The following is an 18,123-nucleotide window of genomic DNA, read 5'->3' on the forward strand; positions in this document are numbered from 1 at the left end:
CGAACCCGACAACAAACCGTTTGTACCCCAGCAACGCGACCCGGCGCGATCGGGGCCCACCCAGAACGCGGTGGAACCGGCTTCGCCGGGCCACTCGCGTTGCCCCCTGGGGGGTGACGCCGAAGGCGGCGCGGGGGGTCATTTTTTTTCTACTTTCGGGTCCGCCCAGCTCCCACTGATGTGGAACTGCTGTGTGGCCGCGCTCTGCAGCGGCTCGCGCAGCAGGAACTGGGCGAGGAAAGTGCCCAGGCCCACGGCGGGGTTGATGGCGGTGGCGATCAGCGAGGCGGTGCCGGCGTTGATCTCGGGCACCACCACGACCTTGAGGTCCTGCTGCTCGCGCGCGATGTCGGCGCTGCCCTCCATCAGCACGGCGGCGTTGATGCCCTTCATCTGCAGGTTGTTGGTCTGCGCCACGCCCTGGGCGATGCGCACGTCGCCGCGCACGAAGTCGAAGGCAAAACCTTCGGAGAACACGTCACGGAAATCCAGCGTCAGCCGGCGCGGCAGGGCCTGCAGGCTGAGCACGCCCAGCAGTTTGGCGGCGCCGGGATCGACCTTCAGGAACTGGCCGGACGCGATGTCGGCCTTGAGCGCGCCCGAGAGGCTGGGGTAATCGAGCGAGAAGGGCGATCCCTGCCAGCCGATCTCGCCCTCGAAGCTGCCGCTGCCGCCGCGCACCACGCCGGCCCGGCCAAAACGCGAGAGCAACTGACCCGAATCGTCGATGTCGAGGCGGAAGTCGAGGCGGGTGCGCCGCGCCGCGTCGCCCTCGGCGACCCAGTTGCCGCTGGCGATCAGGCGCGCCTCGGGCACGCGGATGTTGAGTTTGTTCAGGCGCCATTCGCGCGTGCGCCCCGAGCCCCGGTTGACCGCCTGGATGTCCACCAGCCCCAGTTGCCGCCCCGCGAGCACCAGGTTCTCGACCGTGATGTCGAGCGCGGGCACGCTGCTGGGCTGCTGCAGCAGCTGCTCCACCTCGGCCGCCGCCGAGGGCGCGAGGTTGAGCCGGGCCAGGCGAGCGTAGATGCTGCCGGCGCTGGTGGCGCCGGGCTGGCGGTACTCGACATAGCCGTTGGCCTCGTCGGCGTCGATGTTGGCGCGCCAATGCGTGCCCTCGCGCGAGCCGCCGAGCACCACGTTGTTGAAGGTGCGGCCATCGACCGCGACCTGTTCGGCCCGCACCGCCAGCACCGTGGGCAGGTAGGCCAGGCTGGCACTGGATGGCGCGGGCGTGGCTGGCGCCGTGGCGGTGCTGCGCACATCGACGCCGCTCGCGGCACTGAAGACCCGCTCCCAGGCGTCCACGTCGATGCGGCTGAAACGCAGGTTGGCGGCCACCCCCTGCGGAGGCAGCGGCGCCGACTCACCCGCCAGCAGCCCCACGCCCAGACTGCCTCGCAGCACCCTGGGCTCGGCCTCGGTGATGTCGCGCTCGAACACCGCCGACAGCAGCGGCTGCTGGGCCGGGCCCATCTCGACCGTGAGCCGGTCGCTGCGCGCGACATCGCCGCTCGGGTCGCTGACCACGCCCAGCACCGCGTTGTCGTAGCGCAAGGGCAGGATTTCTTCGGCCTTCTTCGCCAGCGGCGCCGGCAGGTGGATGGCCATGCCCTGCAGGTTGGTGTTGATCAGCAGCTCGGGCACGCCGCCGCGAAACCCGAGCCGCGCCTGGTAGGCGGCACTGCCGCTGGCGTGGTCGAAGAGGCCCGAGACAAAACCCAGTCCGCCGTCGCGCACACCCTCGGCGCTGGCCGTGCCCTGGCCCCGGAACTCGACCCGGGCCGACCCACCCCTGGCGTCGGGCACCATGCCGCCCTCCAGCGCGATCTCGCCGCCATAGACCCGCGCCCGGGCATCGCTCAGCTTGAAGCCGCGTTCGGTGAAGGCGATGGTGCCGACGCTGCGTTCCAGCAGCGGCGAGTCGGGGGTGATCTTGAGGTCGTTGCCGGCGAGCTGCACCTGGCCTTGCAGCGTGAGCTGGTCCACCTTCTCCAGCGGCAGCTGCAGCTTGATGCCCACGCCGGCCGCGCCGGTCCCGGTGGTGCGCGCCAGCGCCCCGCCGAGGAGCGCGTTGACCGGCGAGCCCTGCACGAAGGCCAGCACCTCGCTGGCCGGCCCCTGGGCACGCGCACTGAGCACCAGCGTCGGCGAGACCATGAGGTCGGACACGGTGACCTCGCCCTCGCTCAGCCGCACCTTGGGCAGACCGTCCACGCCCGCGGTCAGGCCCTTGAGCTGCAGGGACGCGCGCTCCAGCACCATCTGTCCGGTCACCCCCTTGAGCGCCGGCCAGGCGGGCTCGCCGGTCGACTGCAGGTAGGCCGGCAGGTAGGCGAAATCGACGCCGCCCAGGTTGGCGGCCACGCGGAACTCGCCGTCGGCGCCGGGCAGGTGGTAGGGCAGGTCCCAGAGGTCGCCCCGGACCCGGAAATCGACCTTGTCGGACGACCCGCCACGAACCGCCTCGCGCACGTAACGCCGCACCTCGGGACCCAGGCTCAGCGGCAGGTAACGGTGCGTCTGCAGGGCGTTGGCGCGGCTCAGGCTGGCGTTGAGATCGAGCACGCCGGGGAAGCGGGACTTGGAGGTGCTGCGGACCGGGTCGCTGGTCTGCCAGTAGACCCGCGCGGTGCCGGCGGCGTCGGCGTTGGCCATGCGCACGTTGTCCACCCAGGCCTCGACGCGCTCGCCGCTGAGCTTCCAGCGCGCATCGGCCTGCAGGCTGGTCAGCGGGATCACCGACGCCTCGAACATGCCGGGCAGGTCGATCGATCCGTTGGTGATCGAGAGGCGCGCCTGGCCGCCGTCCTGGTTCAGCTCGAAGTCGCCGCTGGCGCCGGTCACGCCCGGCCGGCCTGGCACGGGATAGGGTCCGTAACTCGACACCTGGCCACTGGGCTGGCCGGCGAGCGCGAGACCGACAGCGCGGCCTTTGGCCTGATAGGCCGTGATCGGCGGGGCGGGTGGCGCCGGCTGCCCCGCGACCGCCGCGGGCGCCACCGGACCCTGCCAGCGCGCGCTCAGGCCCTCGACGCTGCCGGCCGGCTTGAGACTGGTCAGCAGCGTGCGACTGCCCTCGGGCAAGGGCAGGCGGGTCGCGAGCGCGGCCAGCGCGGCCAGGTCCACGCGATCGGCGCTGACCGCGGTCGAGACCGTGCGGCTGGACAGGCCGTTGTCGTGCTTCACCCTGAGCTTGCCGCCGGGCCAGGCCTGGCCCTCGCGGGTGCGGAAGCTGAGGTTGTCGGTGGTGATCTCGAAGCCCTGGTCGTTCCAGGTGGCCGCGAGGCGACCCTGCACCTGCTCCAGCGCCAGTTCCGGCAGCTGCTGCCCCAGACGGGTGGCGACGTTGCGCAGGCCGAGGTCGGCGGTCACGCCCGCGAGCTGACCCCGGGTCACATCGCCCCAGGCGCGCAGCAGCCCCTGGCCTGTGCGCACCTCGGCACCCCACTCGGACAGGTCCACGTGCGCGCGCAGCCGGGACACATCGACGCTGGGGAAATCGGCGTAGAGCTCACCGCTCCAGTTGTGCCAGGGGGCCTGCCCGGCGCGCGGCGGGGCCAGGTCGATCAGCGGCTCGCGCAGGTTGGCCAGCAGGCTGAACGGCTGGCCCCACTCGGCCGGCGGCGTGGCGTCGAGCCGCATCAGGTGACTGCGCGCACTGTTGCGGGACACGAAGCTGAGCGCGTTCAGGGCCAGCGGCGGCTGGCGGCGCAGGTCGTCGGTCCAGCGCACGGTGCCGTCCCGGATCACGAACTCGGTCTGCGAGAAGAACCAGTCGGTGGCGCGGTGGTCCTGCCCCTGCGGGCTGGAGACGTTGAGGCCCGCCACCTCGATCTGGCCCTGAGCGGTGCGGCGCACGTCGAGCACCGGGCTCTCGATCAGCAGCTGCTCGAAGCCCAGGCGCCAGAGCGAGCTGACCGTGACCGCCGCGCGCACCTTGGGCAGCAGCAGGGCTTCACGGCCGGCGGGGTCGAACAGGCGCACGTCGCTGAGTTCGAACGCGGGCACCAGACGGAACAGGAAGCCGGCGTCGGCGCTGGCGCTGCCCTGCGCCTCGGCGCGCAAGGCACCGACCGTGACCGGTACCCCCACAGCGACGCTGGCCCAGCGTTCCAGGTCGGGACGCCATTCGCCGATTCGCGGCACAATCCAGAGATGCAAGGCGCCCCATGTCAGGGCAAACACGGTCCAGGCGGCCAGCACCATCCACAACAGCAGCCGCGTGAACACGGAATAGGTCTTATGGGTTCGCGAGGTGAGGGCGACTGGGGCCGGGCTTTGATTCATATCCACTGCAAATTATGACGGTCAGCCCTCACAACGGTTCCGCAGCGGCGGTTTCAGCTTTGTCATCAAATGTGAATCCTCCCCTCGCACCCTGGCCGTCGTTCACTGCGGCCGACCGGCAGGCCGACCATTCGCGGTTCGTGCAGCGTGTGCGCCGCCGCTACGAGAGCGAGATGCCCTGCCTGCCGCCTGGCGCCCCGACCCACGCCACGATGGCCGACGGCCTGGCGCAACTGCGCGAACGGGGCCTGCCCTTGCCCGCGGCCTTGCGCGCGCTGCGCCAGCTGGTGATGGAGCGCCTGGTGGTGCTCGACTGCGAGCAGGGCGCACCACTCGCCGATGTCACGCGCGCCGTGACCGAGCTGGCCGAGCTGGCGCTCGACCACGCCTGCCAGATGGCCTTTGCCGAGCTGGACGAGCTGCACGGTGCGCCGTTGGTTTCACCTTTCGAAGGACAGGGGCAGCCGCCGGGCCGCCCCAAGGCTGACCAAGCCCCCTCGGGGGGCAGCGAACCACACACCGTGGGGAGCGTGGGGGCCAGCGGCCTTCAACGCGCCCAGCTGTGGGTGATCGGCATGGGCAAGCTGGGTGCGCGCGAGCTCAACGTGTCCAGCGACATCGACCTGATCTACGTGTACGACGCCGACGGCGAGACCGCCGGCAACGCGCAGGGCCGCCACCGCATCAGCAACCACGAGTACTTCGGCAAGGCGGTCAAGCACATCTACAACACGGTGGGCGAGGCCACCGAACACGGCAACGTGTTCCGCGTCGACCTGGCGCTGCGGCCCAACGGCAACTCAGGGCCGAGCGCGGTCTCGCTGGGTGCGCTCGAAGAGTATTTCCAGGTGCAGGGCCGCGAGTGGGAGCGTTTTGCCTGGCTCAAGAGCCGCGTGATCGCGCCGGCCGCCTGCATCGCCGACAAGAGCGCGGGCGCGCTGCGCGGCGCGGTGCTGCCCTTCGTGTTCCGCAAGTACCTGGACTACAACGTCTTCGACTCGCTGCGCACCCTGCACCGCCAGATCCGCGAGCACGCGGCCAAGCGCGCCGCCGGCAACCCGGGCCGCGCGAACGACGTGAAGCTCTCGCGCGGCGGCATCCGCGAGATCGAGTTCACCGTGCAGCTGCTGCAGGTGGTGCGCGGCGGCCAGTTCCCCGAGCTGCGCACGCGCCCCACCCTGGACGCGCTGCAGCGGGTCGCCAAGGCCAACCTGATGCCACGCGCCACCGCCGAGGCGCTGGCGCAGGCCTACGAGTTCCTGCGCAAGGTCGAGCACCGCATCCAGTACCTCGACGATCAGCAGACCCACCTGATCCCCACGCGCGACGACGACCTGGCCTGGATCGCCGCGACCATGGACTTCCCCGATGTCTGCGCCTTTCTCTGTGCGCTGGACACCCACCGCGAGGTGGTGGCGAGCGAGTTCGACATCCTGCTCGGCGGCGCGCCCGGTGGCGGCTGCAACGGCAAGGGCTGCAACGGCAAGGCCGGCGCGCGCAGCTCGGTCGAAGACCTGCAGGGCGTGATGGCCCAGCTGCCCGAGGCCTTCGCGGCCAAGGTGGCCCAGTGGTGCGAGCACCCGCGCGTGCTGGCGCTGCGCGAAGACGCCCGCGCAAGGCTGGTGCGGCTGGTCGAGCGCACCGGCGCCTGGCTCGACGAAGGGCGTGTCTCCGAGGTGGCGGCGCTGCGCCTGGCCGACTGGATCGAGCCGCTGCTGCGCCGCGAGAGTTACCTGGCCCTGCTGCAGGAGCGCCCCTCGGTGCACGAGCGGCTGCTGCGCCTGCTGGGCGCGGCCAAGTGGCCCGCGCGTTACCTGCTCCAGCACCCCGGCGTGATCGACGAGCTGGCGAGCCAGCAGCTGCTGACCGACCGCTTCGAGGCGGTCCAGTTCGAGGCCGACCTCGAAGACCGCCGCGCCTCGCTCAAGCGCACCCAGGAAGACGACGAGGAGGCCCTGCTCAACCTGCTGCGCCGCGCCCACCACGCCGAGGTGTTCCGCACCCTGGCGCGCGACGTCGAAGGCGTGCTCACGGTCGAGCAGGTGGCCGACGACCTGAGCGCGCTGGCCGACGCAGTGCTGCGCGTGACGGCGCGCTGGTGCTGGAGCCGCCTGAAGAACCGCCACCGCGAGGAGCCGGCCTTCGCCATCATTGGCTACGGCAAGCTCGGTGGCAAGGAGCTGGGCTACGGCAGCGACCTCGACATCGTGTTCGTCTACGAGGACGAGCACGAGAACGCCAGCGAGATCTACGCCGCCTTCGTGCGCAAGATGATCAACTGGCTGACCGTGAAAACCGGCGAGGGCGACCTGTTCGAGATCGACACCGCGCTGCGCCCCAACGGCAACTCCGGCATGCTGGTCACCAGCTTCACCGCCTACGCCAACTACCAGCAGCAGCGCGGCAGCAACACGGCCTGGACCTGGGAGCACCAGGCCATGACACGCGCCCGCTTCGTGCTGGGGCAGCCGGAACTGGCGCCACGCTTCGACGCTGTGCGCGAGAGCGTGATCAGCGCCGAGCGCGACCGCGTGGCCCTGGCGCAGGAGATCCGCAGCATGCGCGAGAAGGTGCGCGCGGCGCACCCGGTGCGCGGCGAAAAGTTCGACGTGAAGCACAGCGTGGGCGCCATGGTGGACGCGGAGTTCGTGGTCCAGTACCTGGTGCTCGCGCACTCGGGCGAACACCCCGAGCTGCTCGGCAACGTGGGCAACATCGCCCTGCTGCAACGCGCCGAAACGGTGGGGCTGCTGCCCCCGGGCATGGGTCTTGAAGCGGCCGACGCCTACCGCGAGCTGCGCCACATCCAGCACCGCGCGCGGCTGGACGAAGCCCCCACCCAGATCGACGCGGTGACCGCTCAGACCCTGGCCCCTGCCGTGCAGACCCTCTGGCAACACGTGCTCGGCACCCGGCCGTGAGAGCCTCGCGCGCCTGGCTGCTGCTGTGCGCCCTGCACGGGGTGGCCAGCATGTTGCTGTGGTGGGGCCAGACCAGCGCGGTGGACGCACTGATCTGGCGCGCCGACACCTGGACCGAGCGGCCCTGGACGCTGTGGACCAGCGCCTGGGTGCACGTGAACACCCCGCACCTGATCATGAACCAGATCGCGCTGGGCGCGCTCACCGCGTTCGCCTGGGTGATCCGTCCCACACTGCCCAGCGCCCTGGCCTGGTGGCTCTGCTGGCCGCTGATCCAGGTGTCGATGGTGCTCTGGCCCCAGGTGGGCTACGCGGTGGGGCTCTCGGGTCTGCTGCACGCGGGGGCCATGGTGCTCGCGGTGCAGCTGCTGCTGCGCTGCATCGTGATCCGCAAGGCACGGCGCTGGGGGGGGGCTGCTGATGCTGGCGCTGCTGATCGAGGTGCTGCTGGAGCGCAGCTGGTCCCATCCCGTGGTGTGGGACGACGGCAATGGGACCTCGGTGGTGCAGGCCGCCCACCTGGCTGGCGCGTTCTGGGGTCTGTGCCTGGGCCTGCTGGCGGCCTGGTGGCTCAGGCGGCGCCAGGCGCCCGCCACGAACACCCACCCCACGACCGGCGCCCCACACCGCGCCTGACCGGCTGCCCGGCCCCGGACGGTGCCACCCGGCACCGGGCCTCCCCTTCGCCCGCTCGTTCGTCGCGGCACCGCCTTGGCCGCCTGAATCCATCCGCCAGCCCGCTGCGTATCCAGTGCACCGGGCCCCCGACCAATAACCCCATTGATCGCATGGACGAAAAAGATATCCATCAGGACAAATTGTGACCAATCAGTCACAATAAAACCAGACGGTTCAAATGCAATCCCACCCACAACCCACATCCGGAGAATCCATGGCCACGACAACGCGGAACTTTTCCACCGGGTGGTTGCTCGAAACCCGCACGACCCCGCCTTTGGTGGCGGTGTCGGGTATTCCGGTTTTTGCACTGCGAAGCCTTCCGGCCCCTGGTGGGTCGGTTGAAATCCCGAGGCGCTTCTCCTCCTCCTCCCTCCCTCCCTCCTTCGCGTCGGGGCGCTTCGCAGGCTTTTGTTCAACAGGCCACCAGGCCGCCGGGTTCTGAAGATGTATTCAGAACCCGCCCCCCAACCCATCGGCGGCGCCTCGCGCCGTCCCCGTGTCGCCATCGTCGGTTCGGGCATCTCGGGCCTGGGCGCTGCCCACACCCTCGGCGGTCTCGCCGATCTCACGCTGTTTGAAGCCGGCGCTTACTTCGGCGGCCACACCCACACGGTGGATGTCACGCTGCCCGACGCCCAGGGCCGGGCCACCACCTTCGGCGTGGACACTGGCTTTCTGGTGCTCAACGAACGCACCTACCCCCAGCTGCTGGCGCTGTTCGCCCAGCTCGGTGTGCCGGTCGCGAAGTCGGACATGTCGTTTTCGGTGCAGGCGCCCGGCGCCGGCCCGAAAGGCGCGGCGCTGGAATGGAGCGGCTCGGACCTCTCCAGCGTGTTCGCCCAGCGCGCCAACCTCGCCAACCCGCGCTTCTGGCGCATGTTGTCCGACATCGTGCGCTTCAACCGCCTCACGACGCGGCTGGCCGAGCGCGGTGAAGACCTCGCGCCCGACAGCCCGCTGCTGCAGCCGCTGGGCGACTTCCTGAAGGCCCAGAACTTCTCGGCCGAGTTCCGCGACTGGTACTTCCTGCCGATGATGGGCTGCATCTGGAGCTGTCCGACCGACCAGATGCTGGCCTTCCCGGTCGCGACCATGGTGCGCTTCTGCCACAACCACGGCCTGATCCAGATCATCAACCGGCCACAGTGGTACACGGTGGCCGGCGGCGCGCGGCAGTACGTGGACAAGATCCTCGCCGGCATCCCCGACCGCCGCCTGAACACCCCGGTGCAGCAGGTGCTGCGCGACGGGCAGGGCGTGCGCGTGGTGAGCGAAGGACGGGTCGAGCACTTCGACGCCATCGTCATGGCCTGCCACAGCGACCAGGCGCTGGCGATCCTCGGCGATGGCGCGAGCCATGCGGAACGCCAGGCGCTGGGGGCCGTGCGCTACCAGCCCAACCGCGCCGTGCTGCACACCGACACCTCGGTGCTGCCCGACAGCCAACGCGCCTGGGCCGCCTGGAACTACGAGGCCGCGAGCGCCCACGCACAAGGCGAACCCCAGGTCTGCCTGCACTACCTGATCAACCGCCTGCAACCGCTGCCGGTGGCTCAGCCGGTGGTGGTCTCGCTCAACCCGCAGCGGGCCATAGCTCCCGCCACCGTGATCGGCGAATACGACTACGCCCACCCGGTGTTCGACCTCGCCGCGATCCGCGCCCAGGGCCAGATGCCCGCACTGCAGGGCCAGCAACACACCTGGTTTGCCGGCGCCTGGATGGGCTACGGCTTCCATGAAGACGGCCTGAAAGCCGGTCTGAACGCCGCGCGCCTGCTGATCGAGACGCACGGCCTCGTGCCGGGCAAGGCCTCGTTGCCCGGAGTGGCGGCGTGAACGAAGCGTCGGCCCTGATCGGCTTCGGCCAGGTGCGCCACAGCCGCACCCGGCCCAGCGAGCACGCCTTTGCCTACCCGACCTATTTCCTGATGCTGCCGATGCGCAGCCTTCGCGCGAACGGCAACGGCGCGCTGGCGCGCAACCGCCGCGCGGCGCTGGCCTTCCACGACAAGGACCACGGCGACGGTCGCGACGACGCGCTGGCCTGGATCGACGAATTGCTCGCGCAACACGGCATCACCGACGCCCAGGGCGAGGTCTGGCTGCACACCTACCCGCGCGTGCTCGGCTACAGCTTCAAGCCGGTGAGCTTCTGGTACTGCCACCGGGCCGACGGCTCGCTGCGCGCGGTGCTGGCCGAGGTCAACAACACCTTCGGCGAGCGCCACTGTTACCTGCTCGACGCACCGCACTACGGCGTGCCGGTGGCGGCCGACAAGGTGTTCCATGTCTCGCCGTTCTGCCCGGTGCGTGGCCACTACCGCTTCGTCTTCATGCGCACGACGCACGGCGGCCAGGACCGCACGGTGGCGCGCATCGATTTCCACGACGAGGCCGGTGCGCCCGCGCTGATCCGCACCAGCGTGAGCGGCGAGCTGCAGGCCCTGGACGCCGCAAGCACCCGCCGCGCGCTCTGGCGCCACCCGGCCATGACCTTCGGCGTGATCGGTCGCATCCACCTGCAGGCGCTGCGGCTGTGGCTCAAGCGCGCCCCGTTTTTCCGCCAGCCCGAGCCCCCGCGCGACTTCGTGACCGCCGGCGACACGCCTTCCTCTCCCTGAACCGCTGCAGCCCCACCATGAACAGCACCACCGCCTCCCGACAGAGCGTCGGCCTGAACCTGCCCGGCAACGCACCCGCCGCCGCGCGCACCGTGATGCACCTGCTGCACCGCCTGCAACACGGCAGCCTCTCGCTGCAGCTGCCCGACGGCACGGTGCAGCGCTTCGGCAGCGCCGACGGCCCGCACGCGAGCCTGCGCCTGCACAACTGGAACGTGTGCGGCGCGGCGCTGAAATCGGGCGACATCGGCTTCGCCGAGAGCTACATCGCGGGCGACTGGCATTCACCCAACCTCACCGATCTGCTGCGCCTGTTCGTCGCCAACCGGCGCGAGATCGAGGACGTGATCTATGGCTCATGGTTCGGCCGACTGGCCTACTGGGTCAAGCACCGCCTCAACCGCAACAGCAAGGCCAACAGCCGCAAGAACATCCACGCCCACTACGACCTGGGCAACGCCTTCTACAGCCTCTGGCTGGACCAGACGATGAACTACTCGTCGGCCCTGTTCGAGTCGCCGGAACAGCCCATGGTCGAGGCGCAGCACGCCAAGGTGCGGCGCGCCCTGACCATGGTGAACACCCAGCCCGGCGACCGCGTGCTGGAGATCGGCTGCGGCTGGGGCGCGCTGGCCGAGATGGCGACCACCGAGTTCGGCGCCTCGGTCACCGGCGTCACGCTCTCCACCGAACAACTCGCGTTTGCTCAGGCGCGCATGGAACGGCTGGGTGTGCAGGACCGGGCCGACTTGCGTCTGCAGGACTACCGCGACATCAACGACGCGCCTTTCGACGCCATCTGCTCCATCGAGATGGTCGAGGCCGTGGGTCGCGACTACTGGCCCACCTATTTCAGCGCCCTGCAGCGCCTGCTCAAGCCGGGCGGCCGCGCCTGCATCCAGAGCATCGTGATTCACGACGCGCTGTTCGACCGCTACATCGCCGGCACCGACTTCATCCAGCAGTACATCTTTCCCGGCGGCTGCCTGCCCTGCCCGCGCGAGCTGCGCGCGCAGGCCGCGCTCGCGGGCCTGGAGGTGGAAGACAACTTCTGCTTCGGCCTGGACTACGCGCGCACGCTGCGGCTCTGGCGCGAGGACTTCCTGGCCAAGCAGGAACAGGTGACGGCCCTCGGTTTCGACCAGCGCTTCCTGCGCATCTGGGAGTTCTACCTCGCCTACTGCGAAGCCGCGTTCGAAGAGCGCAACACCGACGTGGTGCAGCTGACGCTGCGCAAGCCGGGCTGATCGGTCCGCCATGCCCCAACGCCGCCGCCTCTGCCTTGCCGCGCTCGCCGCCACGCTGCCGCTCGCCACGCGGGCCAACACGCCCGAGAGCGCACTGGACAGCGCGCTGGAGAACACCCAGCCCGTGGGCGCGGCGCGGCTGAAGGTCTGGGGCTTCGACGTGTACGACGCCAAGCTCCGGGCCGACCCCGGCTTCAGCGCGGCGGCGTTTGACCGCCACCGCTTCGCGCTGGAGCTGGCGTACCTGCGCACGTTCAAGGGCGCCGACATCGCCGAGCGCTCCATCGGTGAAATGCGCGGCATCGAACCACTCAGCGCCGAACAAGCCACGCGCTGGCAGGAGGCCATGGCCCGCCTGTTCCCCGACGTGCAGAAAGGCGACCGCATCACCGGCCTGCACCAGCCCGGCCAGGCGGCGCGCTTCTACCTCAACGGCCGCCTGCTCGGCGACATCAGCGACCCCGCGTTCTCACGCCGCTTCTTCGGCATCTGGCTCTCGCCCCAGACCTCACAGCCGCGCATGCGTGAGCAGTTGCTGGGCCTGGCCGGCCGCACGCCATGAACACTCTGTCCGACGCCAGCCCGCGCAGCCGCACACCCAGCGAAGCCGCGCGGGATGGCACCGACCCCGCGGCCCGCTTCATCGGGCACGGCGCCTGGCGCGCGGGCCTGGGCTACGGCCTGCTCGGACTGCCGCTCGCCTTCGTGGCGCTGCCGCTTTACGTCGTGCTGCCCAACCACTACGCGCGCAGCTTCGCCGCACCGCTGGCCGCGCTGGGCGCGGTGCTGCTGGCCGCGCGCCTGTTTGACGCGGTGCTCGATCCCTGGATCGGGCGCTGGGTGGACCGCCTGTTCGCGCGCTCGCACCGCGCCGTGCTGGGCGCGGGCGCCGTGGCCGCCGCCGTGCTGGCGCTGGGCCTGTGGGGCCTGATGTTCCCGCCCGAGGCGGTGCACGCCGCCGGTACCGTGGTCCTGCTCAGCTGGGCCGGCTTGCTGATGGCGCTGACCTACACCGCCTACAGCATCGCCAGCGTGGCGCACCAGGCCTGGGGCGCACGGCTGGGCGGCAGCGAGCCGCAGCGCAGCCGCGTCGTCGCGTGGCGCGAAGGCCTGGCGCTGGTCGGTGTGCTGATCGCGGCGGTGTTGCCCGGCACGCTGGGCCTGGGCGCCACGGTCGGCGCCTTCGCCGTGCTGCTGGCGCTGGGCTGGTGGGCCTGGAGCCGCTCGGTGGTGCCGCTCGCGGGGGACTCCGTCCACCGCGAGGTGATCGATGGCCGCTCGCCACTGCGACAGCCCGCGTTCGTGCGGCTGCTGCTGGTGTTCGTGGTCAACGGCACCGCCAGCGCCGTGCCGGCGACGCTGGTGCTGTTTTTCGTGCAGGACCGGCTGCAGGCGCCCGCCGCGCTGGAGCCGGCGTTCCTCGGTCTGTATTTCCTGTTTGCCGCGCTGTCGCTGCCGCTGTGGCTGCGCCTGGTGGGCCGCATCGGGCTGGCGCGCAGCTGGCTGGTGGGCATGGCGCTGTCCATCGCGGCCTTTGTCTGGACCACCACGCTGGGCACCGGCGACAGCACCGCCTTTCTGATCATCTGCGCGCTCTCCGGCATCGCGCTGGGCACCGACCTGGCGCTGCCGGGAGCGCTGCTCACGGGCCTGCTCGGTGAGCTGGGCGAACGCGGCCGCCGAGAGGGCGCCTACCTCGGCTGGTGGAACTTCGCCGCCAAGCTCAACCTCGCGCTCGCCGCCGGCCTGGCGCTGCCTTTGCTCGCGCTGTTCGGCTACGCGCCGGGCGCGCGAGACGAAGCCGCGCTGCAGAGCCTGTCCATCGCCTACGGCCTGCTGCCCTGCGCGCTCAAGCTGCTGGCCGCCGCCGGCCTGTACCTGCTGGTGATCCGCCGCCCGGCGGCATCACCGCTCACCGCACCCACCCCTTTGAAAGCCCACCCATGAAACGACGTCTCTTGCTCTCCGCCGGGGCCGCCGCCAGCGCGCTGGTGCTCACCGGCTGCGCCGGCCCCCAGATCAGCGATTTCGCCGGCCAGAAACCTGCGCTCGACCTGCGCGAGTACTTCAACGGCACGCTCGACGCCTACGGCGTGTTCACCGACCGCTCGGGTGCGGTGGTCAAGCGCTTCACCGTGGTCATGCGCTGCACCTGGACCGGCGAAGACGGCGTGCTCGACGAAGACTTCACCTACTCGGACGGCACGACGCAGAAGCGCATCTGGCGCCTGAAGCACCTGGGCAACGGCCGCTACAGCGGCACGGCGGACGATGTGGTCGGCAGCGCGCTGGGCGAGACGCAGGGCAACACCTTCCGCTGGGGCTACACGCTGGCGCTGCCGGTCGACGGGAGCGTCTGGAACGTCGAGTTCGACGACTGGATGTACCTGATGGATCAGCGCGTGATGCTCAACAAGGCCACGATGAGCAAGTTCGGCATCCGACTGGGCGAGGTCACGCTGAGCTTCGTCAAGAGATGACCCCCCGGACATGAAGCACCCCCCGCGCCGCTTCGCGTCACCCCCCTCAAGGGGGGCGGCACTGGCCGTCCGGCAAAGCCGGCCCGGCGGTGCCCTTGGGCTGGCACCGTTTCGCCCGATGCGGGTCGCGCTCCGGCGTCTTGAAAACACCTATTTCCCCCCCCTGTCCTACCGGCCACACCCATGAGCACCCGCAGCAGTTTCGTTGAACCCAGCCTCGCGCGCACGGACCACCCTGCGCAGCAGCGGCGCGGCTGGTCGCTGCTGCGCCCCTTCAACCCACCGATCACCGACTGGCGCGGCCAGCGGGTCTGGGTGGTGGGCGCTTCCAGCGGCATCGGGCTGGCCACGGCCGAGGCGCTGATCGCGCGCGGCGCCAGTGTGCAGGTCTCGGCGCGCGGCGCGGCGGCGCTGGAGCGGCTGGTGGCGCAGCACACGCGCACCGGCGAGCCGCCCGCCGTGCAGGCCTGGCCGCTGGACGTGACCGACGCCAGCGCCGTGGCCGCCACCGCGCGCGCCATGCTGGCGCAAGGCCCGCTGGACCTGGTCGTCTACTGCGCGGGCCACTACCGCGAGATGCGCGCCACCGAGTTCGACCTCGCCGAGATGCGGCAGCACCTGGCGATCAACTACACCGGCGCGCTCAACGTACTCGACGCGGTGCTGCCCGCCTTCATCGCGCGCGGCGCCGGCCACCTCAGCCTCATCAGCAGCGTGGCGGGTTTCCGCGGCCTGCCCAAGAGCCTGGCCTACGGCCCCACCAAGGCCGCGCTCACCAACCTGGCCGAGACGCTGTACCTCGACCTGGAACCGCTGGGGCTGGGCGTGAGCGTGGTGCACCCGGGCTTCGTGCAGACGCCACTGACCGCACAGAACAACTTCACCATGCCCGCGCTGATCACGCCCGAGCAGGCCGCCACAGCCATGCTCGACGGCTGGGCCGCGGGCGACTTCGACATCCACTACCCCAAGCGTTTCACCCGCTGGATGAAGCTGCTGCGCCTGCTGCCCTACCGCGCCTACTTCCCGGCCGTGCGGCGATTCACCGGGCTATAAACGGCCATGCACACCGAAGACAGCCGCGCCGCCGTCGCGCGCCTCACCGCCTGGTTCGAATCGCTGACGCCACAAAGCCTGGGACAACTGGGCCGCTTCTACACCGCCGACGCGCGCTTCAAGGACCCCTTCAACGAGGTCCGGGGCGTGCCCTCGATCACCCTGATCTTCAAACACATGTTCGTGGCCCTGCACGAACCGCGCTTTGTCGTGACCCACCAGATCGTGGATGGCCCGCAGGCATTCCTGGTGTGGGAGTTCCGCTTCCGCTTCAAACGCTTCGACACCGTGACCGAACAGGTGATCCGCGGCGGCTCCCACCTCACCCTCGCTGCCGACGGTCGCGTCAGCGACCACCGCGACTACTGGGACGCGGCCGAAGAGCTGTACGAAAAACTGCCGGGCCTGGGCGCGCTCATGCGGTGGCTGAAACGCATGGCGAACCGCTGAACCGTCAGACCAGAGGCCGTTGGACCCCGGGAGGGTGCTGGTGACCTGCCGGGCCAATCACCCGTGCAGCCCCGAGGGCGGCGCAGGGGGGCTTCACACGTTCAGCATCAACTGCAGGTTCTGCACCGCAGCGCCGCTGGCGCCCTTGCCCAGGTTGTCCAGCCGCGCGATCAGCACCGCCTGACGGTGGGCCTCGTTGGCGAACACGCGCAGTTCCAGCTTGTTGGTGTCGTTGAGCGCGGTGGCGTCGAGCTTGCCACTCTCGGGCGCGGCCTCCACGCTGACCCAGCCACCCGCCGCCACGCTGGCGGCGTAGTGCGCCACCAGTGCGTCGTGCAGGTCGCTGGCCTTCGGTGCACCGGGCAGGTCGTCCAGGTGCAGCGGCAACTGCACCAGCATGCCCTGGCGGAAATTGCCCACGGCGGGGATGAACACGGGCCGACGGGTCAGACCGGTGTAACGCAGGATTTCAGGGATGTGCTTGTGCGTCAGACCCAGCGCGTAGGCCTCGTGCAGCGGCGCTTCGCCCTTCTCATAGGCCTCGATCATGGTGCGGCCGCCACCCGAGTAGCCGCTCACCGACGGCAGGGCGACCGGAAAGTCTTTGGGCAACAGGCCCGCGTCCACCAGCGGGCGCAACAACGCGATGGCACCGGTGGCGTAGCAGCCCGGGTTGGCCACGCGATCGGCTTTTTGCACCGCAGCTTGCTGGCCCGCGCTCAGCTCGGGGAAGCCATACACCCAGCCGTCGTGGCAACGGTGCGCGGTGGATGCGTCGATGATGCGGGGTTTTTTGCCGGGCAGCGCGTCCACCATCGCCACCGATTCGATGGCCGCGTCGTCGTGCAGGCACAGAATCACCAGGTCGGCCTGCGCCATGAGTTCGCGCTTGGCTTCGGGGTCTTTGCGCCGCTCGGGCGCGATGCTCAGCAGCTGGATCTGCGGCATCTGCTGCAGCCGTTCGCGGATCTGCAGGCCGGTGGTGCCGGCTTCGCCGTCGATGAAGATCTGGGCCATGGCGTCTCCTGTGTGTGTCAGTCAGGGTTCAGCGTCGGCTTCTATAATTATGCATTACGTAAGCCGCTGCTTATAGTTTGGTGCGTTGCACCATGATACAGTCGCCGGCTGTCGTGTTCACTGCCCGCGCCCCCGGCCGTGCCCTTTGGCCGGATCGCACAACCTCCAGTCTGAGAGAGACCTCATGAAAATCCACGAGTACCAAGGCAAGGAAATCTTGCGTCAATTTGGTGTGCCGGTGCCCCGCGGCATCGCAGCGTTCACGGTGCAGGAGGCGGTGGAAGCCGCCCAGAAACTCGGTGGTCCGGTCTGGGTGGTGAAAGCCCAGATCCACGCCGGTGGCCGCGGCAAGGGTGGTGGTGTCAAGGTCGCCAAGACCATCGACGACGTGAAGGCACGCGCCACCGACATCCTGGGCATGCAGCTCAAGACCCACCAGACCGGCCCCGAAGGCCAGAAGGTGCGTCGCCTCTACATTGAAGACGGTGCCGACATCAAGAACGAACTGTATGTGTCGCTGGTCACCGATCGCGCGACCCAGAAGGTGGCGCTGATCGCATCGAGCGAAGGCGGCATGGACATCGAGGAAGTGGCCCACTCCACGCCGGAGAAGATCATCACCGAGATGATTGATCCCTTGACTGGCATCACCGAAGCGCAATCGCGCAAGGTGGCGGCCGCCATCGGCCTGACCGGCGCTTCCGTGGATCAGGCGGTCGACATCTTCGCCAAGATCTACAAGTGCTACATGGACACCGATGCGTCCCTGGTGGAGATCAACCCGCTGAACTGCGACTCCAAGGGCAACCTGATGGCCCTGGACGCGAAGTTCAACTTCGACGCGAACGCGCTGTTCCGCCACCCCGAGATCGTGGCCTACCGCGATCTGGACGAAGAAGATCCGGCCGAAATCGAAGCCTCGAAGTTTGACCTGGCCTACATCAGCCTCGACGGCAACATCGGCTGCCTGGTGAACGGCGCCGGTCTGGCCATGGCCACCATGGACACCATCAAGCTGTTCGGCGGCGAGCCGGCCAACTTCCTGGACGTGGGCGGTGGCGCCACCGCCGAGAAGGTCACCGAAGCCTTCAAGATCATGCTCAAGAACACCAAGGTCAAGGGCATCCTGGTCAACATCTTCGGCGGCATCATGAAGTGCGACACCATCGCCACCGGCGTGATCACCGCCTGCAAGGCGACCAACCTCAGCGTGCCGCTGGTGGTGCGCATGAAGGGCACCAACGAAGAGCTGGGCAAGAAGCTGCTGGCCGAGTCCGGCCTGCCGATCATCGCTGCCGACACCATGGCCGAAGCGGCGACCAAGATCGTTGCTGCCGTCAAATAAGCCCGGAGAAGAAAC

General features: G+C 69.6%; 13 protein-coding genes. 11 read left to right on the forward strand and 2 right to left on the reverse strand.

Annotated elements, in window-relative coordinates:
- Positions 1 to 138 precede the first annotated feature (138 nt).
- On the reverse strand, positions 139 to 4,233 hold the full coding sequence (locus IM738_RS20240; protein ID WP_236962834.1) for a YhdP family protein: 4,095 nt from the start codon (positions 4,231 to 4,233) through the stop codon (positions 139 to 141).
- 71 nt (positions 4,234 to 4,304) lie between these two features.
- On the opposite strand from IM738_RS20240, the gene glnE reads away from it, so the two are divergent.
- The 10 genes from glnE to IM738_RS20290 all read left to right on the forward strand — a co-directional run bounded on the left by glnE (position 4,305) and on the right by IM738_RS20290 (position 15,746).
- Complete coding sequence (gene glnE / locus IM738_RS20245; protein ID WP_442908450.1) at positions 4,305 to 7,211, forward strand: bifunctional [glutamate--ammonia ligase]-adenylyl-L-tyrosine phosphorylase/[glutamate--ammonia-ligase] adenylyltransferase; 2,907 nt, start codon at positions 4,305 to 4,307, stop codon at positions 7,209 to 7,211.
- Positions 7,208 to 8,035 (forward strand): hypothetical protein, encoded by an 828-nt coding sequence (locus IM738_RS20250; RefSeq protein ID WP_236962836.1) that lies wholly within the window; start codon positions 7,208 to 7,210, stop codon positions 8,033 to 8,035. Before glnE ends, IM738_RS20250 begins: the two co-directional genes overlap by 4 nt.
- Positions 8,036 to 8,336: 301 nt before the next feature.
- On the forward strand, positions 8,337 to 9,728 hold the full coding sequence (locus IM738_RS20255; RefSeq protein ID WP_236962837.1) for an NAD(P)/FAD-dependent oxidoreductase: 1,392 nt from the start codon (positions 8,337 to 8,339) through the stop codon (positions 9,726 to 9,728).
- On the forward strand, positions 9,725 to 10,513 hold the full coding sequence (locus IM738_RS20260) for a DUF1365 domain-containing protein (protein WP_236962838.1): 789 nt from the start codon (positions 9,725 to 9,727) through the stop codon (positions 10,511 to 10,513). The genes IM738_RS20255 and IM738_RS20260 overlap by 4 nt, the downstream gene beginning before the upstream one ends.
- A 17-nt stretch (positions 10,514 to 10,530) precedes the next feature.
- On the forward strand, positions 10,531 to 11,760 hold the full coding sequence (locus tag IM738_RS20265; protein WP_236962839.1) for an SAM-dependent methyltransferase: 1,230 nt from the start codon (positions 10,531 to 10,533) through the stop codon (positions 11,758 to 11,760).
- 10 nt (positions 11,761 to 11,770) lie between these two features.
- A complete protein-coding gene (locus IM738_RS20270) occupies positions 11,771 to 12,322 on the forward strand; it encodes a chalcone isomerase family protein (RefSeq protein ID WP_236962840.1) in 552 nt (183 codons plus the stop codon).
- Positions 12,319 to 13,707, forward strand: a complete 1,389-nt coding sequence (locus IM738_RS20275; RefSeq protein WP_236962841.1) for an MFS transporter — start codon at positions 12,319 to 12,321, stop codon at positions 13,705 to 13,707. Before IM738_RS20270 ends, IM738_RS20275 begins: the two co-directional genes overlap by 4 nt.
- A complete protein-coding gene (locus IM738_RS20280; RefSeq protein WP_236962842.1) occupies positions 13,704 to 14,240 on the forward strand; it encodes a DUF3833 domain-containing protein in 537 nt (178 codons plus the stop codon). Before IM738_RS20275 ends, IM738_RS20280 begins: the two co-directional genes overlap by 4 nt.
- 183 nt (positions 14,241 to 14,423) lie before the next feature.
- Positions 14,424 to 15,296 (forward strand): SDR family NAD(P)-dependent oxidoreductase, encoded by an 873-nt coding sequence (locus tag IM738_RS20285; RefSeq protein WP_236962843.1) that lies wholly within the window; start codon positions 14,424 to 14,426, stop codon positions 15,294 to 15,296.
- Between the two features lie 6 nt (positions 15,297 to 15,302).
- Positions 15,303 to 15,746: a nuclear transport factor 2 family protein gene (locus tag IM738_RS20290; protein WP_236962844.1), complete on the forward strand. Its 444-nt coding sequence runs from the start codon at positions 15,303 to 15,305 to the stop codon at positions 15,744 to 15,746.
- Positions 15,747 to 15,839: 93 nt separating this feature from the next.
- On the opposite strand, the gene argC is transcribed toward IM738_RS20290, so the two are convergent.
- On the reverse strand, positions 15,840 to 16,763 hold the full coding sequence (argC, locus tag IM738_RS20295; protein ID WP_236962845.1) for an N-acetyl-gamma-glutamyl-phosphate reductase: 924 nt from the start codon (positions 16,761 to 16,763) through the stop codon (positions 15,840 to 15,842).
- A 184-nt stretch (positions 16,764 to 16,947) separates the two neighbouring features.
- Here argC and sucC point away from each other — a divergent pair, with 184 nt between their 5' ends.
- Positions 16,948 to 18,108, forward strand: a complete 1,161-nt coding sequence (sucC, locus tag IM738_RS20300; RefSeq protein ID WP_236962846.1) for an ADP-forming succinate--CoA ligase subunit beta — start codon at positions 16,948 to 16,950, stop codon at positions 18,106 to 18,108.
- Positions 18,109 to 18,123 lie beyond the last annotated feature (15 nt).

Source organism: Hydrogenophaga sp. SL48 (genome assembly GCF_021729865.1).
GTDB lineage: Bacteria > Pseudomonadota > Gammaproteobacteria > Burkholderiales > Burkholderiaceae_C > Hydrogenophaga.